This window comes from Nitrospira japonica (genome assembly GCF_900169565.1).
GTDB classification, from domain to species: Bacteria; Nitrospirota; Nitrospiria; order Nitrospirales; family Nitrospiraceae; genus Nitrospira_C; species Nitrospira_C japonica_A.
This window is the reverse complement of sequence record NZ_LT828648.1, coordinates 1,708,052-1,727,982: the sequence shown is the minus strand read 5'-3', so window position 1 is coordinate 1,727,982 and position 19,931 is coordinate 1,708,052. Positions and strand designations below refer to the sequence as shown.

The following is a 19,931-nucleotide window of genomic DNA, read 5'->3' as shown; positions in this document are numbered from 1 at the left end:
GGCCATCCAACCCTCGCACGCATGCAGGCGGATTCGCCCGTCAAAGTAATCCAGATGGTCGTTCGAGCACAAAATGTTCCGGGAACTACAACTTCAAAAGCGCACCGATATCGACAAGCAATTCAAAGACTTCCGGCCGATGAAAATTGTTATGGATCGGCGCACCGCCGGTCCTGTATCTATATGGATCCTTGAAGGAATTCGAAAGGATTCACCATTTATTCTGTTCAACCTTCCCGTCAGCCTATTCCGTGACTCACCACCTCATCGTGATAGGAAAGGATGCTCATGATCGCGCGAGCTTTGGGGATCGTGGTTGTCTGCCTTTTGGCCATGCAACCCTGGGAAACCGCTCAGGCCTTTACTGTGGGGCCGGCCGAGATCGAACTTGAACCCTATGCCAAAGGAGGCACGATTGCCTGGGACCAGTTAGAAGGCGTCGGGGGACACAAATCCCTTGTCGCGCTGGGGATCAATGCCTTGGCGCGTTTCGATCGCCTGGGGGTTGGTTTCAACTTCGAGAACTGGTGGTTGGGGGAAAAATTGGACGACGACGCAGGGATTATTCCCAATGAAGGACGCCGATTTTACGCCGACCTCCGCTATGGCTTTCGCCCGACGGAGAAATTGGAACTGTATCCGTTTGCCGGTCTGGGTTATGAGCATTGGAGTCGGGAAAACGCAGTGAACTCCTGGACCTCCATTAATTTTCCTTATGCAGCAGTCGGCGGAGGGGCCGAATACGAGCATTGCTATGCGAAGATCGGAGTGCTGATGCCCTTTGCCGCGACGGCAAATGTCGCGCCGAACCCTACGTCACGGATAGGTGTGACGGCGGACGCCGGCCTTCGGCTGTTCAACTTCACCGTCGGGGTGTTTTTCCGATCGGTCGGCTTTGAAGATCCCGACGCCAAAATGGTGCAAGCCGGCGTGATGTTGGGTTACCGATTTAAATAGTGATGCCGATCGGTCATACCGCCGAACCTCAACGACCCCTTCCAAATGCCGGGGTTGACTCGCCAGCAGGCCGGTGTATAGCCTGAATCATCACCGAAGGAGGGACGACTCATGTCAGTCATGTGCTCCCTCGCAGTTTGTAAGGCACAAGAAGGCCTCTGCGGCCATGAAAAGGCGATGCTGGGCATCGTCCTGCTTACGGTCGCCGGTCTTGGCGCGTATTTCCTAATCGGTTGACCGGAGCCTCGGATCAACGGGTGCCGGCCGAGCGGATGAGGAACATCCAAGGGTTTGGTGTGCGATCCGGCCGTCGATCGACAAGCCCACACCTCAGTCTTCCGAGGGCGTCTTCTACGCTCCGTTTTTCCAGTCATCACGCCGACGTGCGTGCGGATCGCAATTCAGAAAATCGAACGCCGATACGGTCCAACAGATCACTGAATGAGGACACCGTCGTCCAAGATGGCGGAGGCTGCGCCCTCGCCGAAGGGAAGAATTTGAGAGGGGAACCGACGTTACCTTGCGTTGACGGCCCGCTTGACCGCCCCCGAATGAGGAGCCTTGGAGACCATGGGCGGTCCCGCCATGGCTTGATTGATCGCCATCAGTAAATCCTCGCGGCTGAATGGCTTCTGGAGACACAAGGCGCCACCGACTTCGATACCGAGCGCCCTCAGCGCCGTCTCATCATGACCCGACATGAAGACCACATGGCACTTCTTCCTGATTCGGAGAATATGCTCGATGAGATCAGAGCCATGAACGCGTGGATACTGTTCATGTCCCGACATCAGTTGCAACACCGGCGGGCGTAGAACCAAATCGACCAGGAGGAGATGAATCGCTCCACTGTGGGTGCTGCAGATTTGTAATGCTTCCGAGCTCCCCGAGGCTTTAAGGACCTTGCAGTCCACACCCTCGAGTGTCTTGGCACACAAATGCAGCACGTCCGGATCATCCTCCACGACGAGGACCGTGCAAGGAGCCTTTCCCGACTTTGGCTGCAGCGCCTGAACAGTCACCTCCCGGCTGCTCTCTGTCGTCGCTCGACTGATGTACGGGAGGTCCTCCGCTGACCGCTGGATGAACTCGACTCCGAATGATCCGGTTTGCACCCATCGAACTCGGGCCATGCCGATTTCCACCGGGTGTGGAGCTTTGGGAATGGCCAGTCTCAACCGTATATAACTTCCCCGAGGCACGGAGGTGTTGCTTTCAATCCTGCATCCGTTGATATTCAGATCGAGCGTATACCCCTTTCCTTTGATCGACGCATCTTCCGAGATGCCTTGGAACTCTGCCTGGATCCTGATCAGGGTGCGGGATCGTCTGGGGGCGCGGTGCATCGTCGTGAAGCCTTTCGTGGCGGTTCCGACCGTTCTCTTCAAGTTTTCTATCGTAGTACGGCGACTTCGTCAAGAAAACCGCAGGAATAGACGTTTCATCCTTGCAGCGCTCACGGTCTGTCGACGGTGTGGGGGGCTATTCGCTATAATCATCCGGCAACCGGTATTCACTCCCCATGACAGACCCCCGCGTTTCGCACGATCTCTCCCTGGCCAGAACTCTGATCCTGGACGAACTGTTCGATCTCTCACTCTATCGCAAGTTGCGTGACATCACGCGCGACCCTGACGCACAACGGATTCTTGATGCGCTGATTGCGGTCGAAGTCGACCATCTGGCTTTCTGGAAACGCTTCTTCGCCATGGATATCGAACACCTCGATGTGCGCCGATCCATCAAGCTGCGGCTTCTCACCCTTACCTGCCGCCTCTTCGGAGTGACCGCCGTGCATCTGGTGTTGGAAGCGATAGAAGTCCACGGAGTTCGGAAGTATCTGACGCTCTGGACGCAGTTTCATGGCCAATCGCTGGGGGCGGCTCTCCACGACATTCTGATGGACGAATTCAAACATGAGGACGTGCTGGTGACCAGTCTGACCGAACGAAAGATCAACGCCGAGAAGATCCGCAACATTTTCTTGGGCCTCAATGACGGGCTGGTCGAAATTCTTGGCGCCGTCAGCGGATTTTTCGGAGCTTTTGGCAGCGCCTCGCTCGTGCTGATCGCCTCGTCGACGACCGCGGTGGCCGGTGCGCTCTCGATGGCGGCAGGGGCCTTCCTGGCGCTCAATTCCGAACAGGAGGTCAGAGCGACGGAGAGCGCCAAGAAAAGATTTCTGGGGGAAATCTCCGAATCGACGGTGATGGCCGAACCGCCGCTCGCGTCCGCGGCCTTCGTGGGCATCGCCTATCTCATTGGTGCGACCATCCCCGTGTTCCCGGTGCTGCTCGGCGCGGATACGGCTGTGTTTTCCGTGATCACCGCCGGCCTCATGGTCGTGATCATCTCAACCATCCTGTCGTTTCTGTCCGGCATGGATATCACGCGTCGGATACTGCTGAATCTGGCGATCATCACGGTGGCCGTGAGTGTCAGTTACGGGATCGGGCTACTCGCCAAGCGCATCTGGGGCATCGCGCTGTAAGACGCTGCCGGTTCTTGGCAGATCTACACAGACATCACGTCGGGGAGCTTATACCGTGCAGAAGCCACAAGACGCGCACAGCTACATCGGATTGTCGGGCTATTCCTACAAGCCATGGCAAGGCGTTGATCGATTCTATCCTCCCGGGCTCAAGCAAACTGAATTTCTGGGCTACTACGCCACTCGCTATCGCACCGTTGAGTTAGACGGGACCTGGTATCGAATTCCCGCGGAATCCATGGTCCAGCGATGGATTGCGTCAACCCCTTCCGACTTTTTGTTCGCCCCGAAAGTTCACCGGCAGATTACGCATCAATACCGGCTCAAGCCAGAGAGCGTTCCCCTCGTCGGGGTGATGCTCGATCGACTCAAGCCATTGCTACAGCAGAACCGTTTGGGTCCGTTGCTGATCCAGTTACCCCCTAATTTCAGCCGTGACGAGGACCGTCTTGGCCGTTTCCTGGAACGGCTGCCGACAACGATTCGCTGGGCGGTCGAGTTTCGGCACACATCCTGGAATCAACCGTCGATCGAGTCACTCCTCAAACACTTCAACGTGTCCTGGGTGGCCGCGGATACGGACGACAGCCCGGCACAATGGCATCACACGGCCGACTTCTGGTATGTCCGCCTTCGCCGGACGACGTACGGACCGGAGGCCCTACAGGCATGGGCCCGCCGCATCGCGGAAGCCGTGGGCCAAGGCGAAGACTGTTTCGTCTATTGCAAGCACGAGGACGAGGGTTCCCCTTGGCAATGGGCCGATGCCTTGCTTTCAGGGCTGGAAACGAAGTAGACGGCCGCTAACGCGGCGATTAACCGTGGCTGGAGACGACTGCGCGATCAGGAAAAGAACCAGCGTAGGCCGTCAGCGACCGGCCGTGACCACGGCTTTTCCGTCGAATGTGACCGAACCGCCTGGCGCCATTTTCTGAAGCCGAATGCCCCGCTTCTTCAGCGCAACGGCAAAGCCGTTGGTGTCCTGGGTCAATACGGGAAACGTGCCGTAATGATGCGCGATGGCCGTCTTCGCCTTGACACTGGCCACTGCTCTGGCAGCCATGGCCGGTTCCATGCCGAAATGGCCTCCGATGTTCACCAACGCGATGTCCGGAGCATATTGTTCGCCGATGACTTCCATGTCTTTGAAATAGGCCGTATCTCCGGAATGGTACAGCGTCGGCCCCCCGTCGATCTTGAGCACAAAGCCTCCGGGATTCCCCCCATAGACGAGATCAGGTTCCTGTTCATTCGCCATCGGATTGCCCATTCCGCTGGAGTGCACGGCCGGCGTCATCGCGACCAGTACTTCCCCGTTTGCAATCCGAATCTCCCCCCCGGGGTTCATTAAGGTATCGAAGCCCAGTTGGTCCTTGGGAAAGCCCTGCAACTTGACGAGGTTGGTCCCCAGTTCGAAGTTCGCGACGAGTCTCGCTCCGGTTTTCTTGGCGATGGCCACGGCGTCACCGACGTGGTCGAAATGGCCGTGCGTGATCAAAATGTAATCGGCCTTGGCGATCTGCTCGAGAGGATCCTGTTTGTCTTTGGCAAGGGGATTGACGGGATTCGCCAGCCAGGGATCAATGAGGATGACGGCGCCGGATGGCGTCCGGACTTCGAATGCCGCATGGCCGTGCCAAATCAGCGTGGTCTGCGACGCGGCGAAAACCGGCGCGGCCATGAGCACCGCGCCGATCAGGAGCGTGGTCGGAATGGCACCCGCGAATCGACCGATCATAACATCCTCCGTGGCGACGAGTGGACCGAATCGCGCGGCGGATTCGGCGTGGCTACTTGCCCAACGCCTTCTTGACCGCGTTGCCGATCTCGGCGGGATTCTTCACCACCTTCACACCGGCCTGCTCCAGAGCTTTCATCTTTTCCGTGGCGGTTCCCTTCCCTCCCGAGATAATCGCGCCTGCATGACCCATCCGGCGTCCTGGAGGGGCCGTAATCCCGGCGATAAAACTGACCACGGGTTTCTTGACGTGCTTTCTGATGAATTCCGCCGCCTTTTCTTCGGCATCTCCCCCGATTTCACCGATCATGACGATCGCCTGTGTCTCTGGATCCTTCTCGAACAGCGGCAGCACGTCGACAAAACCCGTGCCGTTGACCGGATCTCCGCCGATACCCACGCACGTGGTTTCACCGAGGCCGAGGGTCGACAGTTGATGCACGGCTTCATACGTTAGGGTGCCGCTCCGAGAAACCACGCCCACGATGCCCTTTTTATGGATGAAGCCCGGCATGATGCCGATTTTCGCCTCGTCGACGGTGATGACTCCCGGGCAGTTCGGCCCGATCAAACGGACATCCCTGCCATGGAGGGCGCGCTTGACCTTGACCATGTCGTTCACGGGGATGCCCTCGGTGATGCAAATGATCAATTTCACCCCGGCATCCGCCGCCTCGAGAATGGCATCGGCGCAGAACGGAGGAGGCACGAAGATCAGCGACGTGTCGCACTCGGTCTTCTTGACCGCGTCGGACACTGTATTGAACACTGGGATGCCCTCGACTTCCTGGCCGGCTTTGCCCGGTGTCACCCCCGCGACAATCTGCGTTCCGTATGCCTTGCACTGGGTCGCATGAAACGACCCTTCCTTGCCCGTGATCCCCTGCACCACTACGCGCGTGGCCTTATTCACGAGAATTGACATGGAGTAATCCTCTTGTCCGGTGTCTGGTTGCTAAAAGATGCCCTTGCTGTGGGCTTCCTGGATGGTAGCCCGATGCATGTCGTAGTGCACCGACTGACTGACCGAGGCGGTGGATTCGGTAAACGGCATCGCAAAGAGCAAAAAGAACTGCATCCAAAATCCCAGTTCTTCATTTTGCTCCACACTGTCGAGCGACCGCTTCTGACGGTCTGAAAAACTCGTCGAGACGATCAATTGCTCGGACACGTATCCCGGGATCATCGCAAACGTCAACGCCGACAGATACGCCCATACCCCCGGACCGCTGCCCTCCTCCTCGATGACGGAGACGTCGGCCCTCACGTCCGTCGGCTCTCCCGACGTGACGACCTCCGAAAACAAGCCCGACTCAGAATAGGCTTTAAAGGCCTGGCGTCTCACCGATTCCACCGTTTCCATGCGCGGCATCTGGGTGAGCCCCTTGGGATCCAATGCCCCGGTCACGATCAATCCGATGGATTTCTTTTGCGGTTGGGCCTGTTGGGGAGGCCACTGCGCCGGCGGCTTGACCTTGCCCTCCCGTACCATCATGCATCCGGACAGAGTCAGGATGAGCAGCGCGAGTATTCCCGTCGTCCAATACATTCCAGCGTCCTGTTAAAAGACGAATCCGATCCGCTTGTATCCAGACCGTTCGTGTCGCTGTCCCGTGATAGGTTCCCGTTTCCAGCCGACCGGCAAGCAATCGCCCCTGCCTTTTTCTCTCGTCACGCGGCCTTTCCCGTCAACTGGACGATCTTTTGGGCGGCCTCCCATAAATCATTGGCCACGTCCAGCTTCAGACCCGATTCCGCCAGAAGCTTTCGTCCTTCTTCCGCGTTGGTCCCCTGCAGGCGCACGACCAAGGGGACCGTGATCTTGACTTCCTTCGCCGCTTCGATCACCCCGTGGGCGATCCGCTCGCACCGGACGATTCCCCCGAAAATATTGATGAAGATCCCTTTCACGTTCGGATCCTTGAGCAGGATCCTGAAACCCGCCGCCACCGTGTCCTTGGTCGCGCCGCCACCGACGTCCAGGAAATTTGCGGGCTCGCTGCCGGCGAGTTTGATGACGTCCATCGTGGCCATCGCGAGTCCGGCGCCGTTGACCATACAGCCGATGTTTCCGTCGAGTTTGACGTAGTTGAGGTTATTCGCCGTTGCTTCGATCTCCAACGGCTCTTCCTCGTTCAAATCACGCATCTTCTGCACGTCTTCATGCTTGAACAGGCCGTTGTCGTCGAAGGACACCTTGCCGTCGAGGGCCACCAACGTTTTTTCCTTCGTGATGATCAGCGGGTTGATCTCGACCAACGCGGCGTGCTTCTCCATGAACAAGCGATACAGGTTGCCGAGAAGTTGGATGAAGGGTGTAATGACAGCCGGCTCGAGGGTATGGAGACCCAGCGCATAGGCCACATTGCGCCCGTTGTGCGCCTGAAATCCGGCAGCCGGGTCGATGGATTCCTTGATGATCCTATCCGGCGTCTTTTCCGCCACTTCTTCGATTTCCATTCCGCCTTCCGTGCTGGCGATAAACGTGGGCCGGCCGGTCTCACGGTCGACGAGAATGCTCAGATACAATTCCTTGCCGATGTTGGCCCCTTCTTCGACCAAGAGCCGATGGACGGTCCGCCCTTTGGGCCCGGTCTGATGCGTCACGAGCGTCTTGCCGATCAGCTCCTTGGCCAGCCCCGCCACCGCCCCCTTGTCCTTCGTAATCTTGACGCCGCCGGCCTTTCCACGGCCGCCCGCATGAATCTGCGCCTTGACGACGAACATGGGCGTATTGAGTTCATCCGCCCAGGCCGTCGCCGCGGCCGGGGAGGTGATCTCCTTCCCCCGAGGCACGGGGACACCAAACTGGGCGAATATCGACTTGGCCTGAAATTCATGAACGTTCATGTCGCTCCTTCCGTCACGCTGACGCCGAGCACGTCATGGATCACTCCGGTGTGCCGGCGCTACCCTGTTTTTCTCGTATAGGACGGCAGCACCATCGGCGAAACAACTCCGCTGGAATTTCCGTGTTTGCCGGCTTCGGCCCGAAACCGTTGCAGGTGTTTCAGCGTCAACTTTCCTTGCTTCATCGAGCCGGCGCGGGACGCGGCCGTGAGACCGGACCGCTTGCCGAATACCATCAAGTCCAACAGTGAATTTCCCATCAAGCGGTTGCGTCCATGGAGACCGCCGGAAGCTTCGCCCGCGACGAAGAGGTTGTGCACGTCGGTCTCCGAATTCGTGTCGATCTTTACCCCGCCGTTCTGATAATGCAGCGTGGGATAGATCAGAACAGGATCCTTGCTGATGTCGATGCCGAATCGCTCGAACTGCAGCATCATCGCCGGAAAATGTTTCTCCATCGTTCCGGGTCCATGCTCCGCGTCCAACAGCGGAGTATCGAGCCAGACTCCCACACGGCCCGACATCGTGCGAATGCCGCGGCCTTCTTCGCATTCGCGGATAATGGAGGACGACACGACGTCGCGCGTATCGAGCTCGTTTACGAATCGTTCGCCCTTGGCGTTGACGAGATGGCCGCCTTCGGACCTGATGCCTTCCGTCACCAGGGCTCCGATCAGCTGCTCGGGATATACGGCGCCGGACGGGTGATATTGGAATGTGTCGACATGCGCAAGCCTGGCCCCCATCCGATAGGCCAGACAGAGTCCGTCGCCGGTGGCTCCGTAATGATTGCTCGTGGGGAACCCCTGGATGTGCAGACGCCCGATCCCGCCCGTGGCGAGAATTACGGACTTGGCCGCAACCACGACCGTGCGGTGGTTATCGAGATCCTTGAACACCGCCCCCGTGCAGCGGCCCTCGTCATCGCTGAGCAATTCGACTGCCGCGCAGAATTCGAGTAATTGAATCTTCTGATTGATCACCTCGTCCTTCAACACCCGCATGATTTCGAGCCCGGTGTAGTCGGAACAGGTCAGGAGACGGGGCTTCGAGCTGCCGCCGCCCTTCTTCACGTGAAGATTGCCGTCCGCCTGCCGGTCGAACAGCACGCCGAGATCGATCAGCCACTGCGCGATGGAGGGTCCGTCTTCCACCATCGCCTTGAGCAGGGCATGGTCGTTTTGCATGTGACCGCCCTTGAGGGTATCGATGAAATGCGTGACCGGCGAATCCTCCGGAGCGACCGAAATCTGCATGCCACCCTGGGCCATCACGCTGTTTGAATCGCCCAGACGGAGCTTGGTGGCGAGAATGACCTGGGAACCGGCGCCGTGCGCGTGCAACGCCGCGGCACAGCCGGCGCCTCCGCCTCCAACCACCAGGACGTCAGTCGTATAGTGCGGCGTCAAGTCGCTGTCGGCTTGAATCGGGCTGTCCCCTTCCAGCAACGTCGCCAGTTCCACGACGGTCTTGTCACCGGCATTGGGTCCGAAGCGGATGGGTCGATACGCGCTCGCGCGAAAGTCGGGATGGTACTTGTGAATCAGCTGGTCGCGGTCGTCGGGGGAAAATTTCGGGATGGTTTGCTTACGGCGCGCATCTCGAGTCTTGTGAACGATTTGCTGAAGGGCGTGTATATCCATAGGTGATTACGGCTGCATCGGCATGTGGGGGGAACGTTGCTGTGTCTAACGGGTCAACAACTCGCTCCCTGGATGGGTCGACCTTACTTCACCGTCGCGCAATGGTCTCCCAGCTCTTTGTCGTTCATCGCGAGAATCTTCTTCCACTCGTCGTTGAACCGACCCGCTTGAATCTCGTTGATCCGGGCTTGCAATCCCGCCGGTTTCTCCGCGAAGTGCGCGCCTTGCGCGCGGCTCACGTACAGCGCGACGAGGTTGGGAGCAATGTCGGCGATACACACCGGCGTGCACATTCCGCACATCACGCAGTCCATGAACATTTCCGACACGCTCTTAAAATCCCCGAACACGGCCTTCCACACGCCTTCACGCACGTCGATTTTTTGGGGGCAGGCTTCCGTGCACGCGTTGCAATTTCTACAGAGCGGGGCTTCGGGATAGAGATTGAAGAGGTCCTGCTTGGGATCCTTCAGGGTTTGGATGTCGTAAATGGCCTTCCTGGCAGGGAACGGCGGCATGATCGTGAACGACATGCCGTCCTGCACCGCCATCTGGCAGGCCAAACAGGTTCTGACCTTGGGATCGTCCTTGGTTCGATAGTACGTCGCGCAGGCACCGCAGAAACCGCCGAGGCAGCCCGCGCCCCTGACGACTTCTTGGCCGGTATACCATAAGGCTTTGATGACGGTGATTCCTTCCGGGACTTCGTACTTTTTCCCGGAGATTTCGATCGTCACCATCCTGGGTTTGAGCACCTCAGGTTGATCGATGACGTTGGTATCGTCCTGAGCCATTTCTCCGCATCCTCATGCTGAATCGCCGCCGAAACCGACTGTCCAGGCACTGACTGCGGCCGGGCCGCAAAGCGGCCCGGCCGTCTCGTTCATGATTTACGCGATCGCGTCGATGATCTTGTTCAACGTGCCACTGGGACGCATCGCTTTCGAAGCCTTCTCGTCGTTCGGGTGATAATACCCGCCGACGTCCTGAGGCTTGCCTTGCGCCGCCAGCAGCTCCTGATCGATCTTCGCGGTGTTGTCGCCGAGATCCTTGGCGATCTTCGAGAACTTTTCGGCGATGGTCTTATCCGCCGTCTGCGACGCCAAGGCTTGCGCCCAGTAGAGGGCGAGATAGAAATGGCTGCCGCGATTGTCGATTTCCCCGACTTTGCGCGCGGGAGACTTATTACTCTCGAGGAACTTCGCATTGGCTTGATCCAGCGTATCGGCAAGGATCTTCGCCACCCGGTTGTCTCCCACCTTCGCCAGATGCTCGAGCGACGCGGCCAAGGCGAGAAATTCGCCGAGCGAGTCCCATCGGAGATATCCCTCCTCCTGGAACTGCTGAACGTGCTTCGGCGCCGAACCGCCCGCACCGGTCTCAAACAAGCCGCCGCCGTTGAGCAACGGCACGATAGACAACATTTTCGCGCTGGTTCCGATTTCCAGGATGGGGAACAGGTCTGTCAGATAGTCGCGCAGTACGTTACCCGTCACGGAAATCGTGTCCTTGCTTTCCTTCATCCGCTCCAGTGAGAAACGGCAGGCATCGGCCGGCGCCATGATCTTGATCTCAAGGCCGGCCGTGTCATACTTCGGCAAATACGCATTCACTTTCTTGATCAACTCGGCGTCATGGGCGCGGTCCTTGTTCAACCAGAACACGGCGGGAACCCCGGTCGCCTTCGCACGGTTGACGGCCAGCTTGACCCAGTCCTGGATCGGCGCATCCTTCACCTGGCAGGCGCGCCAGATATCGCCCTCCTCGACCTTGTGCTCCAACAGCGTCTTACCGGCGGGATCGACGATGCGAATCGTGCCGTTACCCGGAGCCTTGAATGTCTTGTCGTGAGAACCATATTCTTCCGCCGCCTGCGCCATCAAGCCAACGTTGGGCACGCTGCCCATCGTCTTGGGATCGAAGGCGCCGTGCTTCTTACAGAACTCGACCACCTCATGGTAGACCGGCGCATAGCTGGCATCGGGAATCACGCACTTGACATCCTCTAACTTGCCTTGCGGGTTCCACATCTTGCCCGAATCACGAATGACCGGAGGCATGGACGCGTCGATGATGACGTCGCTCGGAACGTGCAGGTTGGTGATGCCCTTGTCCGAATTCACCATCGCCATCGGCGGACGCTTTTGATAGACCGCCTGAATGTCAGCCTCGATGGCCTTGCGCTGATCTTCCGGCAGCGACTTGATCTTGGCGTACAAGTCTCCGATTCCGTTGTCCGGATCGACACCCAGCTTCTTGAACGTGTCCGCATGCTTCTCGAACACGTCCTTGTAGAACACGGTCACCGCATGTCCGAAGATCTTGGGATCCGAGATCTTCATCATCGTGGCCTTCATGTGCAGGGAGAACAACACTCCCTTCTTCTTCGCGTCCTCGATCTGTTCTTCGAGGAACTTGCGCAAGGCCTTGACGCTCATGAACGTGGCGTCGAGCACTTCGCCGGCCTGCAACGCGATTTTGTCCTTCAATACGGTGGTCTTGCCGTCTGCCCCCACGAACTCGATCTTCGCGGTGGTCGCGGCTGGGATCGTCACGGACTTTTCGTTCGAGCGAAAATCGCCGCCCGTCATGTGTGAAACGTGCGTCTTGGAATCGGAGCTCCAGGCGCCCATTTTGTGCGGGTGCTTGCGGGCGTAGGCCTTCACGGACAGCGGCGCACGGCGATCGGAGTTGCCCTCGCGCAACACCGGGTTGACGGCGCTGCCTTTCACTTTGTCATAGCGCGTCTTGATGTCCTTTTCCTTGTCGTCTTTGGGATTTTCCGGATAATCGGGCAGCTTGTACCCCTGGCTTTGCAGCTCCTTGATCGTGGCGACCAATTGGGGGATCGAGGCGCTGATGTTCGGCAGCTTGATGATATTGGCCTCCGGCGTCTTGGCCAATTCGCCGAGTTCCGCCAAAGCATCCGGCTGTTTCTGCTGCGGGGTCAGGTATTCGGAAAATACCGCCAAGACGCGTCCGGCGAGCGAAATATCCCGCAATTCGACGGTCACCCCGGCGGCCTTCGAGAAGGCGTTGATGATCGGAAGAAACGAGTACGTCGCCAGCATCGGCGCTTCGTCGGTCTTCGTGTAGATGATCTTGGAGGCTTTCGTGCTCATGATTGTCCCTCTGTTAACTCCTGTTTAGTTCAGCGCATTCAACGCCGAACCTGCCTTGAACCACGCAAGCTGCTGTGCCGTCATGCTGTGGTTCGCCTGGATGGTGAGCGCGTTCCCATCCGTCTTGTGAATGATCACCTGCACCGGCTTGCCAGGAGCCAGATTCGTCAGCCCCGTCACACTGATGCGGTCCTGCTGCTCGATCTTCTCGTAATCCTTCGGATCAGCGAAGGTCAACGCCAAGATCCCTTGCTTCTTCAGATTGGTCTCGTGGATGCGGGCAAAGCTCTTCGTGATCACCGCTCGGACGTTGAGGAAGCGCGGGGACATCGCCGCATGTTCGCGGCTGCTTCCCTCGCCGTAGTTCTCATCACCCACCACGATCGATCCGATATTCTTTGCCTTGTAGCGGCGCGCGATCTGCGCCATCGTCAATCCCGCTTCCCCGGTCAACACGTCCGTGCCCTTGCCCGGCTCCGAGAAGAACGCGTTGTTCGCTCCCAAAAACATGTTGTCGCTGATCTTGTCCAGGTGGCCCCGGAACTTCAACCACGGACCAGCGGGAGAAATATGATCGGTCGTGGTTTTCCCCTTCGTCTTGATCAAAAGGGGAAGTTTCTCAAAATCCTTTCCGTCCCACCGGGGGAACGGCTGAAGCAGCTGCAACCGCTCGCTCGTCGGAGGAATGTCCACCGTCAGGCCCTCCCCGTTCTCGGCGGGTGCCACGAACCCCTCTTCACCTTTCGCAAATCCCTTGGCGGGCAGCTCTTCCCCGTGCGGAGGCTCGAGCGTGAACTCCTTCCCATCGGCGCCCTTCAGCTTCTGATTGACCGGATCGAATCCCAGATCGCCGGACAACGCATAGGCCGTGACCACTTCGGGACTGGCCAGAAAGGACAGGGTCTCGTTGATGCCGTCGTTACGACCGGGGAAATTACGGTTGAAGGAGCTGACGATGGAGTCGGCCTTGCCTTTCACTCCGTCGGCGCGCTTCCACTGGCCGATGCAGGGGCCGCAGGAATTCGACAGGACCGTGCCGCCGAGCTGCTCGAAGGTCTCCAGAAATCCGTCCCGCTTCATCGTATGATAGATCCGCTCGGATCCCGGCGAGACAAGGAACGATGCCTTGGCCTTCAAGCCGGCCTTCAAACCCTGCCGGGCGATGTGAGCCGACCGGCTGATGTCCTCATACGACGAGTTGGTACAGCTCCCGATGAGGGCCGCTTTGAGTTCGACCGGATAGCCTTTCTCCTTGGCTTCGGCCGCCAGCTTGGAGATCGGCCGCGCAAGATCCGGCGTATGCGGTCCGACAACGTGCGGCTCCAACGTGGACAGATCGACCTCGACGATCTGATCGTAGTACTTCTCCGGCGATTGGTACACTTCCGGATCGGCGACCAGCAGATCCTTGTGCGATTGAGTGAAGCTGGCCAGATCGGCGCGATCGGTGATCGTCATATAGGCGACCATTTTTTGATCGAAGGGGAACACGGAGGTCGTGGCACCTAATTCCGCGCCCATGTTGCAGATAGTGCCCTTGCCCGTGGCGCTGATGGTCTCTGCGCCGGGCCCGAAATACTCAACGATCTTGTTGGTTCCGCCCTTCACGGTCAGAAGCCCGCATAAATAGAGGATCACGTCTTTCGGCGAGGCCCAGCCGCTGAGCCGCCCGGTCAATCGCACGCCGATCAATTTGGGATGAAGCACTTCCCAGGGTAGTCCGGCCATCACCTCTCCGGCATCCGCGCCTCCGACCCCGATCGCGAGCATGCCGAGCCCGCCGCCGTTCGGCGTATGGGAATCCGTGCCGATGATCAAGCCGCCCGGGAACGCGTAATTTTCGAGCACCACCTGGTGAATGATGCCGGCCCCCGGCTTCCAGAACCCGATCCCGTACTTCTTCGCGGCGGACGCAAGAAAGTTATAGACTTCCTTGTTTTCGTCCATGGCCCGCACCAGGTCCTTCTGGGATCCCATCTCGGCGCGAATCAGGTGATCGCAGTGGATCGTGCTCGGGACGGCCGCCTGCTTCTTGCCGGCCTGCATGAACTGCAACATCGCCATCTGCGCCGTTGCGTCCTGCATCGCCACGCGGTCAGGTCTCAACGCGAGCATGGCTTTCCCGCGCTCCCAAACCTGCGTATCGAAATTGTCGGCGTGAGACACGAGAATTTTCTCGGCGAGCGTGAGGCCCCGGCCGAACTTCTTTCTGGCCTTGCCGAGCACGTCGGGCATCTTGGCGTAGAGTTTTCTGGCAAGCTCGAGTGACATCGCTCTCTCCTTGCAAACGGGCTAGGCCTCTGAGAACAGGAGCCAGGGAGGGGCTCCCCCCGACCACGCACCCTTTACCAATAGCCTCTTGTTAAGGCGGCACTTCCCACCGCTCTTCAAACGGCGGAACCTCCCGCGGTTATTTCAACGGAGGCACTTCGCGGCGCTTGGGCGCCGCGTAGTTGACCAGGTAGTCGAACAGCCGGATTAGACGGCTGTCCTGACGCTTCTGATCCACCCAATGTCCGATCAATCCGATCGTACGCGACAGGATGAAAAATCCGTTCAAACTGTCGATCGGGAACCCGATATCAACGAGCACCGCCGCCATCGTTCCGTCCACGTTGAGGATCAGATTGTCCTTCTTGGCGGCCGTCACCTTCTCGACCTCCAATGCGAAATCCAGGCAGGGCGTCTTGATATTCAAACTCTTGACGTATCCCACCAGCTCCTTCACCCGCTTGTCCGGATTACGCAGGCTCTTCACCCGATGCCCGATTCCCGGGACCGGCCCGACGTTCTTTTTCATGTGGGCCAGGAACTCGTCCACGGCCATCTTGTTGTCGACGGCATACTTGAAGTATCGGCCGGCGTCGGTCACTGCGCCGCCGAAGCGCGGCCCGATCATGATGAGACCCGCCGCCACCGATTGCGAGAGCCCGATGCCGGCGCAAGCCGCCAGAATCGTCGCGTAGGCTCCGCTGACGCAAGGGCCATGGTCGGCCGATAGCATCATGATGCGCTTGATAATTTCGGCTTCCTGTTTGGAAATGAGCCGCTTGTCCCACAACAAGCCGACGACGTGCGGGATCTCATAGCCCTTGTTGATCAACTCGGAGGCCGGATAACCATCGTAGCAGGGCTCATCTCCCCGATCGTCGCTGATCGTCGTGCGAATCAGCGGCGCCACCATCACTTCGTCCGCCTTCATCGCCTCTTCGATCGACTTGGGCAACCGCGGCAGCACCGCCGGCTCAACTGGCTCCTTCACCTGCCCGGACTTCAACAGCTCCTGATAGGTTTCCTTGATGGCCGGACCCAGCGCCCCGAACGTGGGCGGCACGAGCGCGCCGGACTTCTTGAGCGCGTCTGACTTCGATCGGGCGGATCCTTCGCCCTTCATGCCTTCCTTGGCTCCGGCATGCCCGAACTTCATACCTTTGGGCAGACTTTCCTGGCAGAAGCCGGACACCACTCCGATCAACTTGATCCGCCGCTTCTTGGCGCCGTACCACTCGGCGGCCCGCTCTTCGAGGTCGCCGCCCATTTCTCCGACGATGACGACTGATTTCGTCTGGGGATCATTCTCGAACATTTCGAGATAGCTCACATAGTCCGTGCCAGGATAGGCGTCGCCGCCGATGCCGATCGCCGTGGTAATTCCGTCCGCAAACTGGGAACAAATCCAAATGATCTCGTTGGAAAGCCCGCCGGATTTGGTGATGACCCCGAACGATCCCTCTCGATAGAGCTTCGAAAGGACCAGGTTGTCGAATGCGCCGCCGATCACGCCAAGACGACAGGCACCCGCCGAAATGATGCCGATCGACGACGGACCGTTGAACACCTTGCCCAGCTTCCGCGCATGCGCACCGAGGAGTTTGGAATCTTTCTCAGGAACACCCTCCGTAATCATGGAGACGAGCTTGATATGAGGATCGTCAAGGGCTTCCATGCCGCCCTTCATCGCGCGGTCGGCCCCGATGTAGACGAGGCTGGTATTGATCGTCGGATGGTGCTTTGTGGCTTCCGCGATGGTCTTGTAGACGGGAATCGCAATGAGTCCGCTTCCGTAGGGAATCTCGTTCGTTTTGCCCGCGTCGGGCGGATACACGAACGCCTCGACGTTGAGCGGGCGCTTGATGAGGTAACAAAATTCAGCCATGCGGCGGGCGGCGTTGACCCCGGCCTGTCCGCCTTGTATCACCACGCGGGTGTCCTTATTTGCCAGAATGCTCATCGGAGTCTCCCTTTTCCTTCAATGCCCGCGCGGCCTGGAGGTCCGGTCTTCCCGGCGCCACACCTGGCATTGCAGACCTGTCGCTATTTTAGAAGCGCCTTGTCGACGATGTCGGTCAGCGGTGTGTTGCGATCGAAGACGTGGATGTCGAAGCCTTCGTCCTTGAGAGCCCGCATGGCGTCGAGCCCCTCTTTTTCCCTGGGACCACCGCGACGGACCCAAATCTTGACTTGCTTGAGCTTGCCGTCTGCCTTCGCCTTCCGGAAGCCGTTGATGATGCCGCCGAAGGTCTTTTTCACGTCGGTAAAGTTGGCGATGGCGCCGCCGACGATGATGTGCTTGATATGCGGGAGCGAGCAGACCTTCTCAGTCAGGACTTCGACGGCCCAATCCGGAGGATCTCCGGAATACTCTGCATAGTTGGCGAGTTTGCCACCGCGCGCCACGACCGCGTCCGAGTAGTACACGCTGGCGCCGCCGCCTGCCGGAAGCATCGCGGTATCACCGCCGGGAATTTCGATGAATTTCACGGAGCCCTTGATCTTGCTGTCGACGGCCATCACTTCCATCTCGTCCTTGGAATAGGCACGTCCGAATTCGGCGGCAAACTGAAAATTCCAGTCCGGATGCCTGAACTTGGCGTCCCCGTCGAGTAGGGTGACCGCATCGAGGGCGACCAGTTCGCCGTCGCTTTCCCGCACGACAACCGGGTTGACTTCAAGATACTGGGCGTCTTCGTTGTCGAAGCAGGTGAACATCTTTCCAGAAAAATCCGCCATTTTCTTCGTGAGAGCCCCGGAGAATCCTGCATCCTTGGCCAATTTCTCCAGCGCCTCAGCAGTCGGCTGCTGGCCGACATCCAAGACCAAGCGCTTGACCCTCTCCCAATTGGACTCCACTTCGATGCCGCCGCAGTTGGCCACGAGAATCTCGCTGCCTTCCCTGGTCGACTTGACCGCGCAGTAATACTCTTCCTTATGCGGGATCATCTCGGACAGGATGACCTGAGTCACCGTGATGCTGCCGACCTGACGGCCGATCATTTCTTTCGTCGCGGCCACCGCTTCATTCAAATCAAGCCCGACCTTGACCAGCCCCAGCTTGAACCGGGATCCCAAAGCCTCGTGGGCCTTGGCGACCAGCTTGCTTTTCTTCATCCATTCATTGGCTTGTCCCAGCTTGGCGAGTTCATCGGAGGAGGTGACGACGACGTACTGCGGAACAGCGATTCCCCATTTCTTCATCAGTCCCATACCAGGACCTTCGAGCACTTTGGCCATGACTGGTCTCCTTAGTGACGCGAGTGGCAAGCGGTAACAAGGGAGCCGGATTGTAGCGAAATAGCGGAGATGACTCAATACACCAGAGGGACTAATTCGCAGGGGATCAAAAGGCCTAGCCGATAGGTCGTACTCTGCATGAGAATCGCAAGCTCCCGATTTTTAATGGTGTTTTATGGAAGCCGCCTCTTCGTTCGTGCGGAATGCCCTTGCTGGACCTCGCCGCCCCTGGCAGCTGACACAGATGAACGAGCTTCGCTCGCTCTGGAGTCGCCGAATAGTCTCCCCGCAACGGTTGGGACAAGGCTCTCCCTCTTTCCCATAGACCAGATGGTGTCGTTTGTACATGCCTTCCGTGCCGTCCGGAGCGAAAAAATCCCGAACGCTCGATCCGCCACAGTCGATCGCCTGCGTGAGCACTTCCCGGGTAATCCGGAAGAGCCGATCGATTCTGTCAGGCCGCAGACGATTGGGCAGGGCATTCGGATGGAGACCGGCACGGAACAAAATCTCGTTCGCATAGATATTGCCAATCCCGGCCACTGTCTGCTGATGCATCAACAACGATTTTAGACGGCCTCGCCGATGGCTCAGGAGACCGGCAAACTCCTCGCGCGAAACCGTCAATGGATCGTAGCCGAAACGGCGGGAGATATAGCGGTCCAGCCCGGACGCATCGAGGAGTGACAGGCGGCCGAAGCGGCGGGGATTCCAATAGCGAAGGGCCCGCTCGGCGCTTCCTTCGAAGATCAACTCTGCGTGGACATGCCGCGGATGTCTGATCGGAACAGCGTCGAACAATAGGAGGCCGGTCATGCCGAGCTCGGCCACCACGTATCGCGCCTCGGTGCCTTTCTCAAACCTCAGCGCTACACTCTTGCCGTACCGTTCGACGGAAACGAGACGCGTTTTTCGGTACCAGGACAGGGTGCCCACCCCTTCCCTCACGATGTCGCGGCGGCCGAGCACCGCATCGATCAGTCTCGCACCGGTCAAACGAGACCGGATCTGTCTGGCGACGACTTCCGCTTCAGGGAGTTCCGGCATAGAAGAACGACTCCATTTCCGCAGACGGCGACTCAAGCCATAGCACAGGGGGGGATACAAATCGTTCTCGGTTGGACTGGGTCTCAAGCCCTCAGGCCTGACGCATTGCTCACTCTTCTGGATTCGCGAAGCTGTTGCAGCGCTTCGATGGCGCACCGCAAGTTCGGCAGCGGAACCGCGCCAGGCCTCCGCTTCAGAAGCAGACTCAAGGCATCCGGATAGGCCATGTCTTCCGCGCAGCAGAGATAGGCCAGGACGACCGAGACGGAACGTCCCATACCCGCCCGGCAACACACCAGCACACGATTTTCCGGCAGGTGAGCTTCAATCCAGGCGACCGCCTGATCCAGCGAGGAGATGCCAGCCTCTCCGTATTCCTTCAAGGGAATCTTGTCGTAGGCCACTCCTGCCGGCGGCATGATCGACAACTCGACCGCCACCATCAGCAATGCCCCGATGCTGGCCGGCGGATTTTCGGCGTCAGACACATTGCCCACGGCCAATTTGTCGGTGATTTGATACATGGCCATCAACTATAGAATCGATGGGACTCGTGATCAAGTCCGTTTCCA

At 58.7% G+C, this 19,931-nt stretch carries 16 protein-coding genes; 3 read left to right on the top strand and 13 right to left on the bottom strand.

Going from position 1 to position 19,931, the window contains the following annotated elements:
• Positions 1-288: 288 nt before the first annotated feature.
• Complete coding sequence (locus tag NSJP_RS08285; RefSeq protein ID WP_080886442.1) at positions 289-957, top strand: hypothetical protein; 669 nt, start codon at positions 289-291, stop codon at positions 955-957.
• A 515-nt stretch (positions 958-1,472) separates the two neighbouring features.
• On the opposite strand, the gene NSJP_RS08280 is transcribed toward NSJP_RS08285, so the two are convergent.
• Positions 1,473-2,345: a response regulator gene (locus NSJP_RS08280; protein ID WP_080886441.1), complete on the bottom strand. Its 873-nt coding sequence runs from the start codon at positions 2,343-2,345 to the stop codon at positions 1,473-1,475.
• Positions 2,346-2,479: 134 nt separating this feature from the next.
• On the opposite strand from NSJP_RS08280, the gene NSJP_RS08275 reads away from it, so the two are divergent.
• Positions 2,480-3,448, top strand: coding sequence for a VIT1/CCC1 transporter family protein (locus NSJP_RS08275; protein ID WP_080886440.1), 969 nt, complete (start codon positions 2,480-2,482; stop codon positions 3,446-3,448).
• A 55-nt stretch (positions 3,449-3,503) separates the two neighbouring features.
• Entirely contained in the window at positions 3,504-4,244 is a 741-nt protein-coding gene (locus NSJP_RS08270) for a DUF72 domain-containing protein (RefSeq protein WP_172834233.1), read from the top strand.
• Between the two features lie 72 nt (positions 4,245-4,316).
• Here the strand turns inward: NSJP_RS08270 and NSJP_RS08265 are convergent, their stop codons facing one another.
• The 12 genes from NSJP_RS08265 to NSJP_RS08210 form a co-directional block, all read right to left on the bottom strand.
• On the bottom strand, positions 4,317-5,186 hold the full coding sequence (locus NSJP_RS08265) for a metal-dependent hydrolase (RefSeq protein WP_197685499.1): 870 nt from the start codon (positions 5,184-5,186) through the stop codon (positions 4,317-4,319).
• 52 nt (positions 5,187-5,238) lie between these two features.
• On the bottom strand, positions 5,239-6,111 hold the full coding sequence (gene sucD, locus NSJP_RS08260) for a succinate--CoA ligase subunit alpha (RefSeq protein WP_080886438.1): 873 nt from the start codon (positions 6,109-6,111) through the stop codon (positions 5,239-5,241).
• Positions 6,112-6,141: 30 nt separating this feature from the next.
• Positions 6,142-6,735 (bottom strand): hypothetical protein, encoded by a 594-nt coding sequence (locus NSJP_RS08255; RefSeq protein ID WP_080886437.1) that lies wholly within the window; start codon positions 6,733-6,735, stop codon positions 6,142-6,144.
• A gap of 122 nt (positions 6,736-6,857) precedes the next feature.
• Positions 6,858-8,036: an ADP-forming succinate--CoA ligase subunit beta gene (gene sucC, locus NSJP_RS08250; RefSeq protein WP_080886436.1), complete on the bottom strand. Its 1,179-nt coding sequence runs from the start codon at positions 8,034-8,036 to the stop codon at positions 6,858-6,860.
• A gap of 59 nt (positions 8,037-8,095) precedes the next feature.
• A complete protein-coding gene (locus tag NSJP_RS08245) occupies positions 8,096-9,679 on the bottom strand; it encodes an FAD-binding protein (RefSeq protein ID WP_080886435.1) in 1,584 nt (527 codons plus the stop codon).
• An 83-nt stretch (positions 9,680-9,762) separates the two neighbouring features.
• The gene (locus NSJP_RS08240; RefSeq protein ID WP_080886434.1) at positions 9,763-10,473 is read right to left on the bottom strand and encodes a 2Fe-2S iron-sulfur cluster-binding protein; all 711 of its coding nucleotides are present in this window, start codon (positions 10,471-10,473) and stop codon (positions 9,763-9,765) included.
• 96 nt (positions 10,474-10,569) lie between these two features.
• Positions 10,570-12,801: an NADP-dependent isocitrate dehydrogenase gene (locus NSJP_RS08235; protein WP_080886433.1), complete on the bottom strand. Its 2,232-nt coding sequence runs from the start codon at positions 12,799-12,801 to the stop codon at positions 10,570-10,572.
• A gap of 24 nt (positions 12,802-12,825) precedes the next feature.
• On the bottom strand, positions 12,826-15,072 hold the full coding sequence (locus NSJP_RS08230; protein ID WP_080886432.1) for an aconitate hydratase: 2,247 nt from the start codon (positions 15,070-15,072) through the stop codon (positions 12,826-12,828).
• 139 nt (positions 15,073-15,211) lie between these two features.
• Positions 15,212-17,032, bottom strand: coding sequence for a citrate/2-methylcitrate synthase (locus NSJP_RS08225; RefSeq protein ID WP_080886431.1), 1,821 nt, complete (start codon positions 17,030-17,032; stop codon positions 15,212-15,214).
• An 83-nt stretch (positions 17,033-17,115) separates the two neighbouring features.
• Positions 17,116-18,312, bottom strand: coding sequence for an ATP citrate lyase citrate-binding domain-containing protein (locus tag NSJP_RS08220; protein WP_080886430.1), 1,197 nt, complete (start codon positions 18,310-18,312; stop codon positions 17,116-17,118).
• Between the two features lie 162 nt (positions 18,313-18,474).
• Complete coding sequence (gene mutM, locus NSJP_RS08215; protein WP_080886429.1) at positions 18,475-19,359, bottom strand: bifunctional DNA-formamidopyrimidine glycosylase/DNA-(apurinic or apyrimidinic site) lyase; 885 nt, start codon at positions 19,357-19,359, stop codon at positions 18,475-18,477.
• A gap of 83 nt (positions 19,360-19,442) precedes the next feature.
• A complete protein-coding gene (locus tag NSJP_RS08210; protein ID WP_231989514.1) occupies positions 19,443-19,883 on the bottom strand; it encodes a dual specificity protein phosphatase family protein in 441 nt (146 codons plus the stop codon).
• Positions 19,884-19,931 lie beyond the last annotated feature (48 nt).

Bases quoted from the DNA above. Each gene is read 5' to 3' on its own strand.
- NSJP_RS08255 (WP_080886437.1), bottom strand. From the start codon at position 6,735: ATGTATTGGACGACGGGAATACTCGCGCTGCTCATCCTGACTCTGTCC.
- NSJP_RS08210 (WP_231989514.1), bottom strand. From the start codon at position 19,883: ATGTATCAAATCACCGACAAATTGGCCGTGGGCAATGTGTCTGACGCC.
- NSJP_RS08235 (WP_080886433.1), bottom strand. From the start codon at position 12,801: ATGAGCACGAAAGCCTCCAAGATCATCTACACGAAGACCGACGAAGCG.
- NSJP_RS08285 (WP_080886442.1), top strand. From the start codon at position 289: ATGATCGCGCGAGCTTTGGGGATCGTGGTTGTCTGCCTTTTGGCCATG.
- sucD (WP_080886438.1), bottom strand. From the start codon at position 6,111: ATGTCAATTCTCGTGAATAAGGCCACGCGCGTAGTGGTGCAGGGGATC.
- sucC (WP_080886436.1), bottom strand. From the start codon at position 8,036: ATGAACGTTCATGAATTTCAGGCCAAGTCGATATTCGCCCAGTTTGGT.
- NSJP_RS08240 (WP_080886434.1), bottom strand. From the start codon at position 10,473: ATGGCTCAGGACGATACCAACGTCATCGATCAACCTGAGGTGCTCAAA.
- NSJP_RS08220 (WP_080886430.1), bottom strand. From the start codon at position 18,312: ATGGCCAAAGTGCTCGAAGGTCCTGGTATGGGACTGATGAAGAAATGG.
- NSJP_RS08230 (WP_080886432.1), bottom strand. From the start codon at position 15,072: ATGTCACTCGAGCTTGCCAGAAAACTCTACGCCAAGATGCCCGACGTG.
- NSJP_RS08265 (WP_197685499.1), bottom strand. From the start codon at position 5,186: ATGATCGGTCGATTCGCGGGTGCCATTCCGACCACGCTCCTGATCGGC.
- NSJP_RS08225 (WP_080886431.1), bottom strand. From the start codon at position 17,032: ATGAGCATTCTGGCAAATAAGGACACCCGCGTGGTGATACAAGGCGGA.
- NSJP_RS08275 (WP_080886440.1), top strand. From the start codon at position 2,480: ATGACAGACCCCCGCGTTTCGCACGATCTCTCCCTGGCCAGAACTCTG.
- NSJP_RS08245 (WP_080886435.1), bottom strand. From the start codon at position 9,679: ATGGATATACACGCCCTTCAGCAAATCGTTCACAAGACTCGAGATGCG.
- mutM (WP_080886429.1), bottom strand. From the start codon at position 19,359: ATGCCGGAACTCCCTGAAGCGGAAGTCGTCGCCAGACAGATCCGGTCT.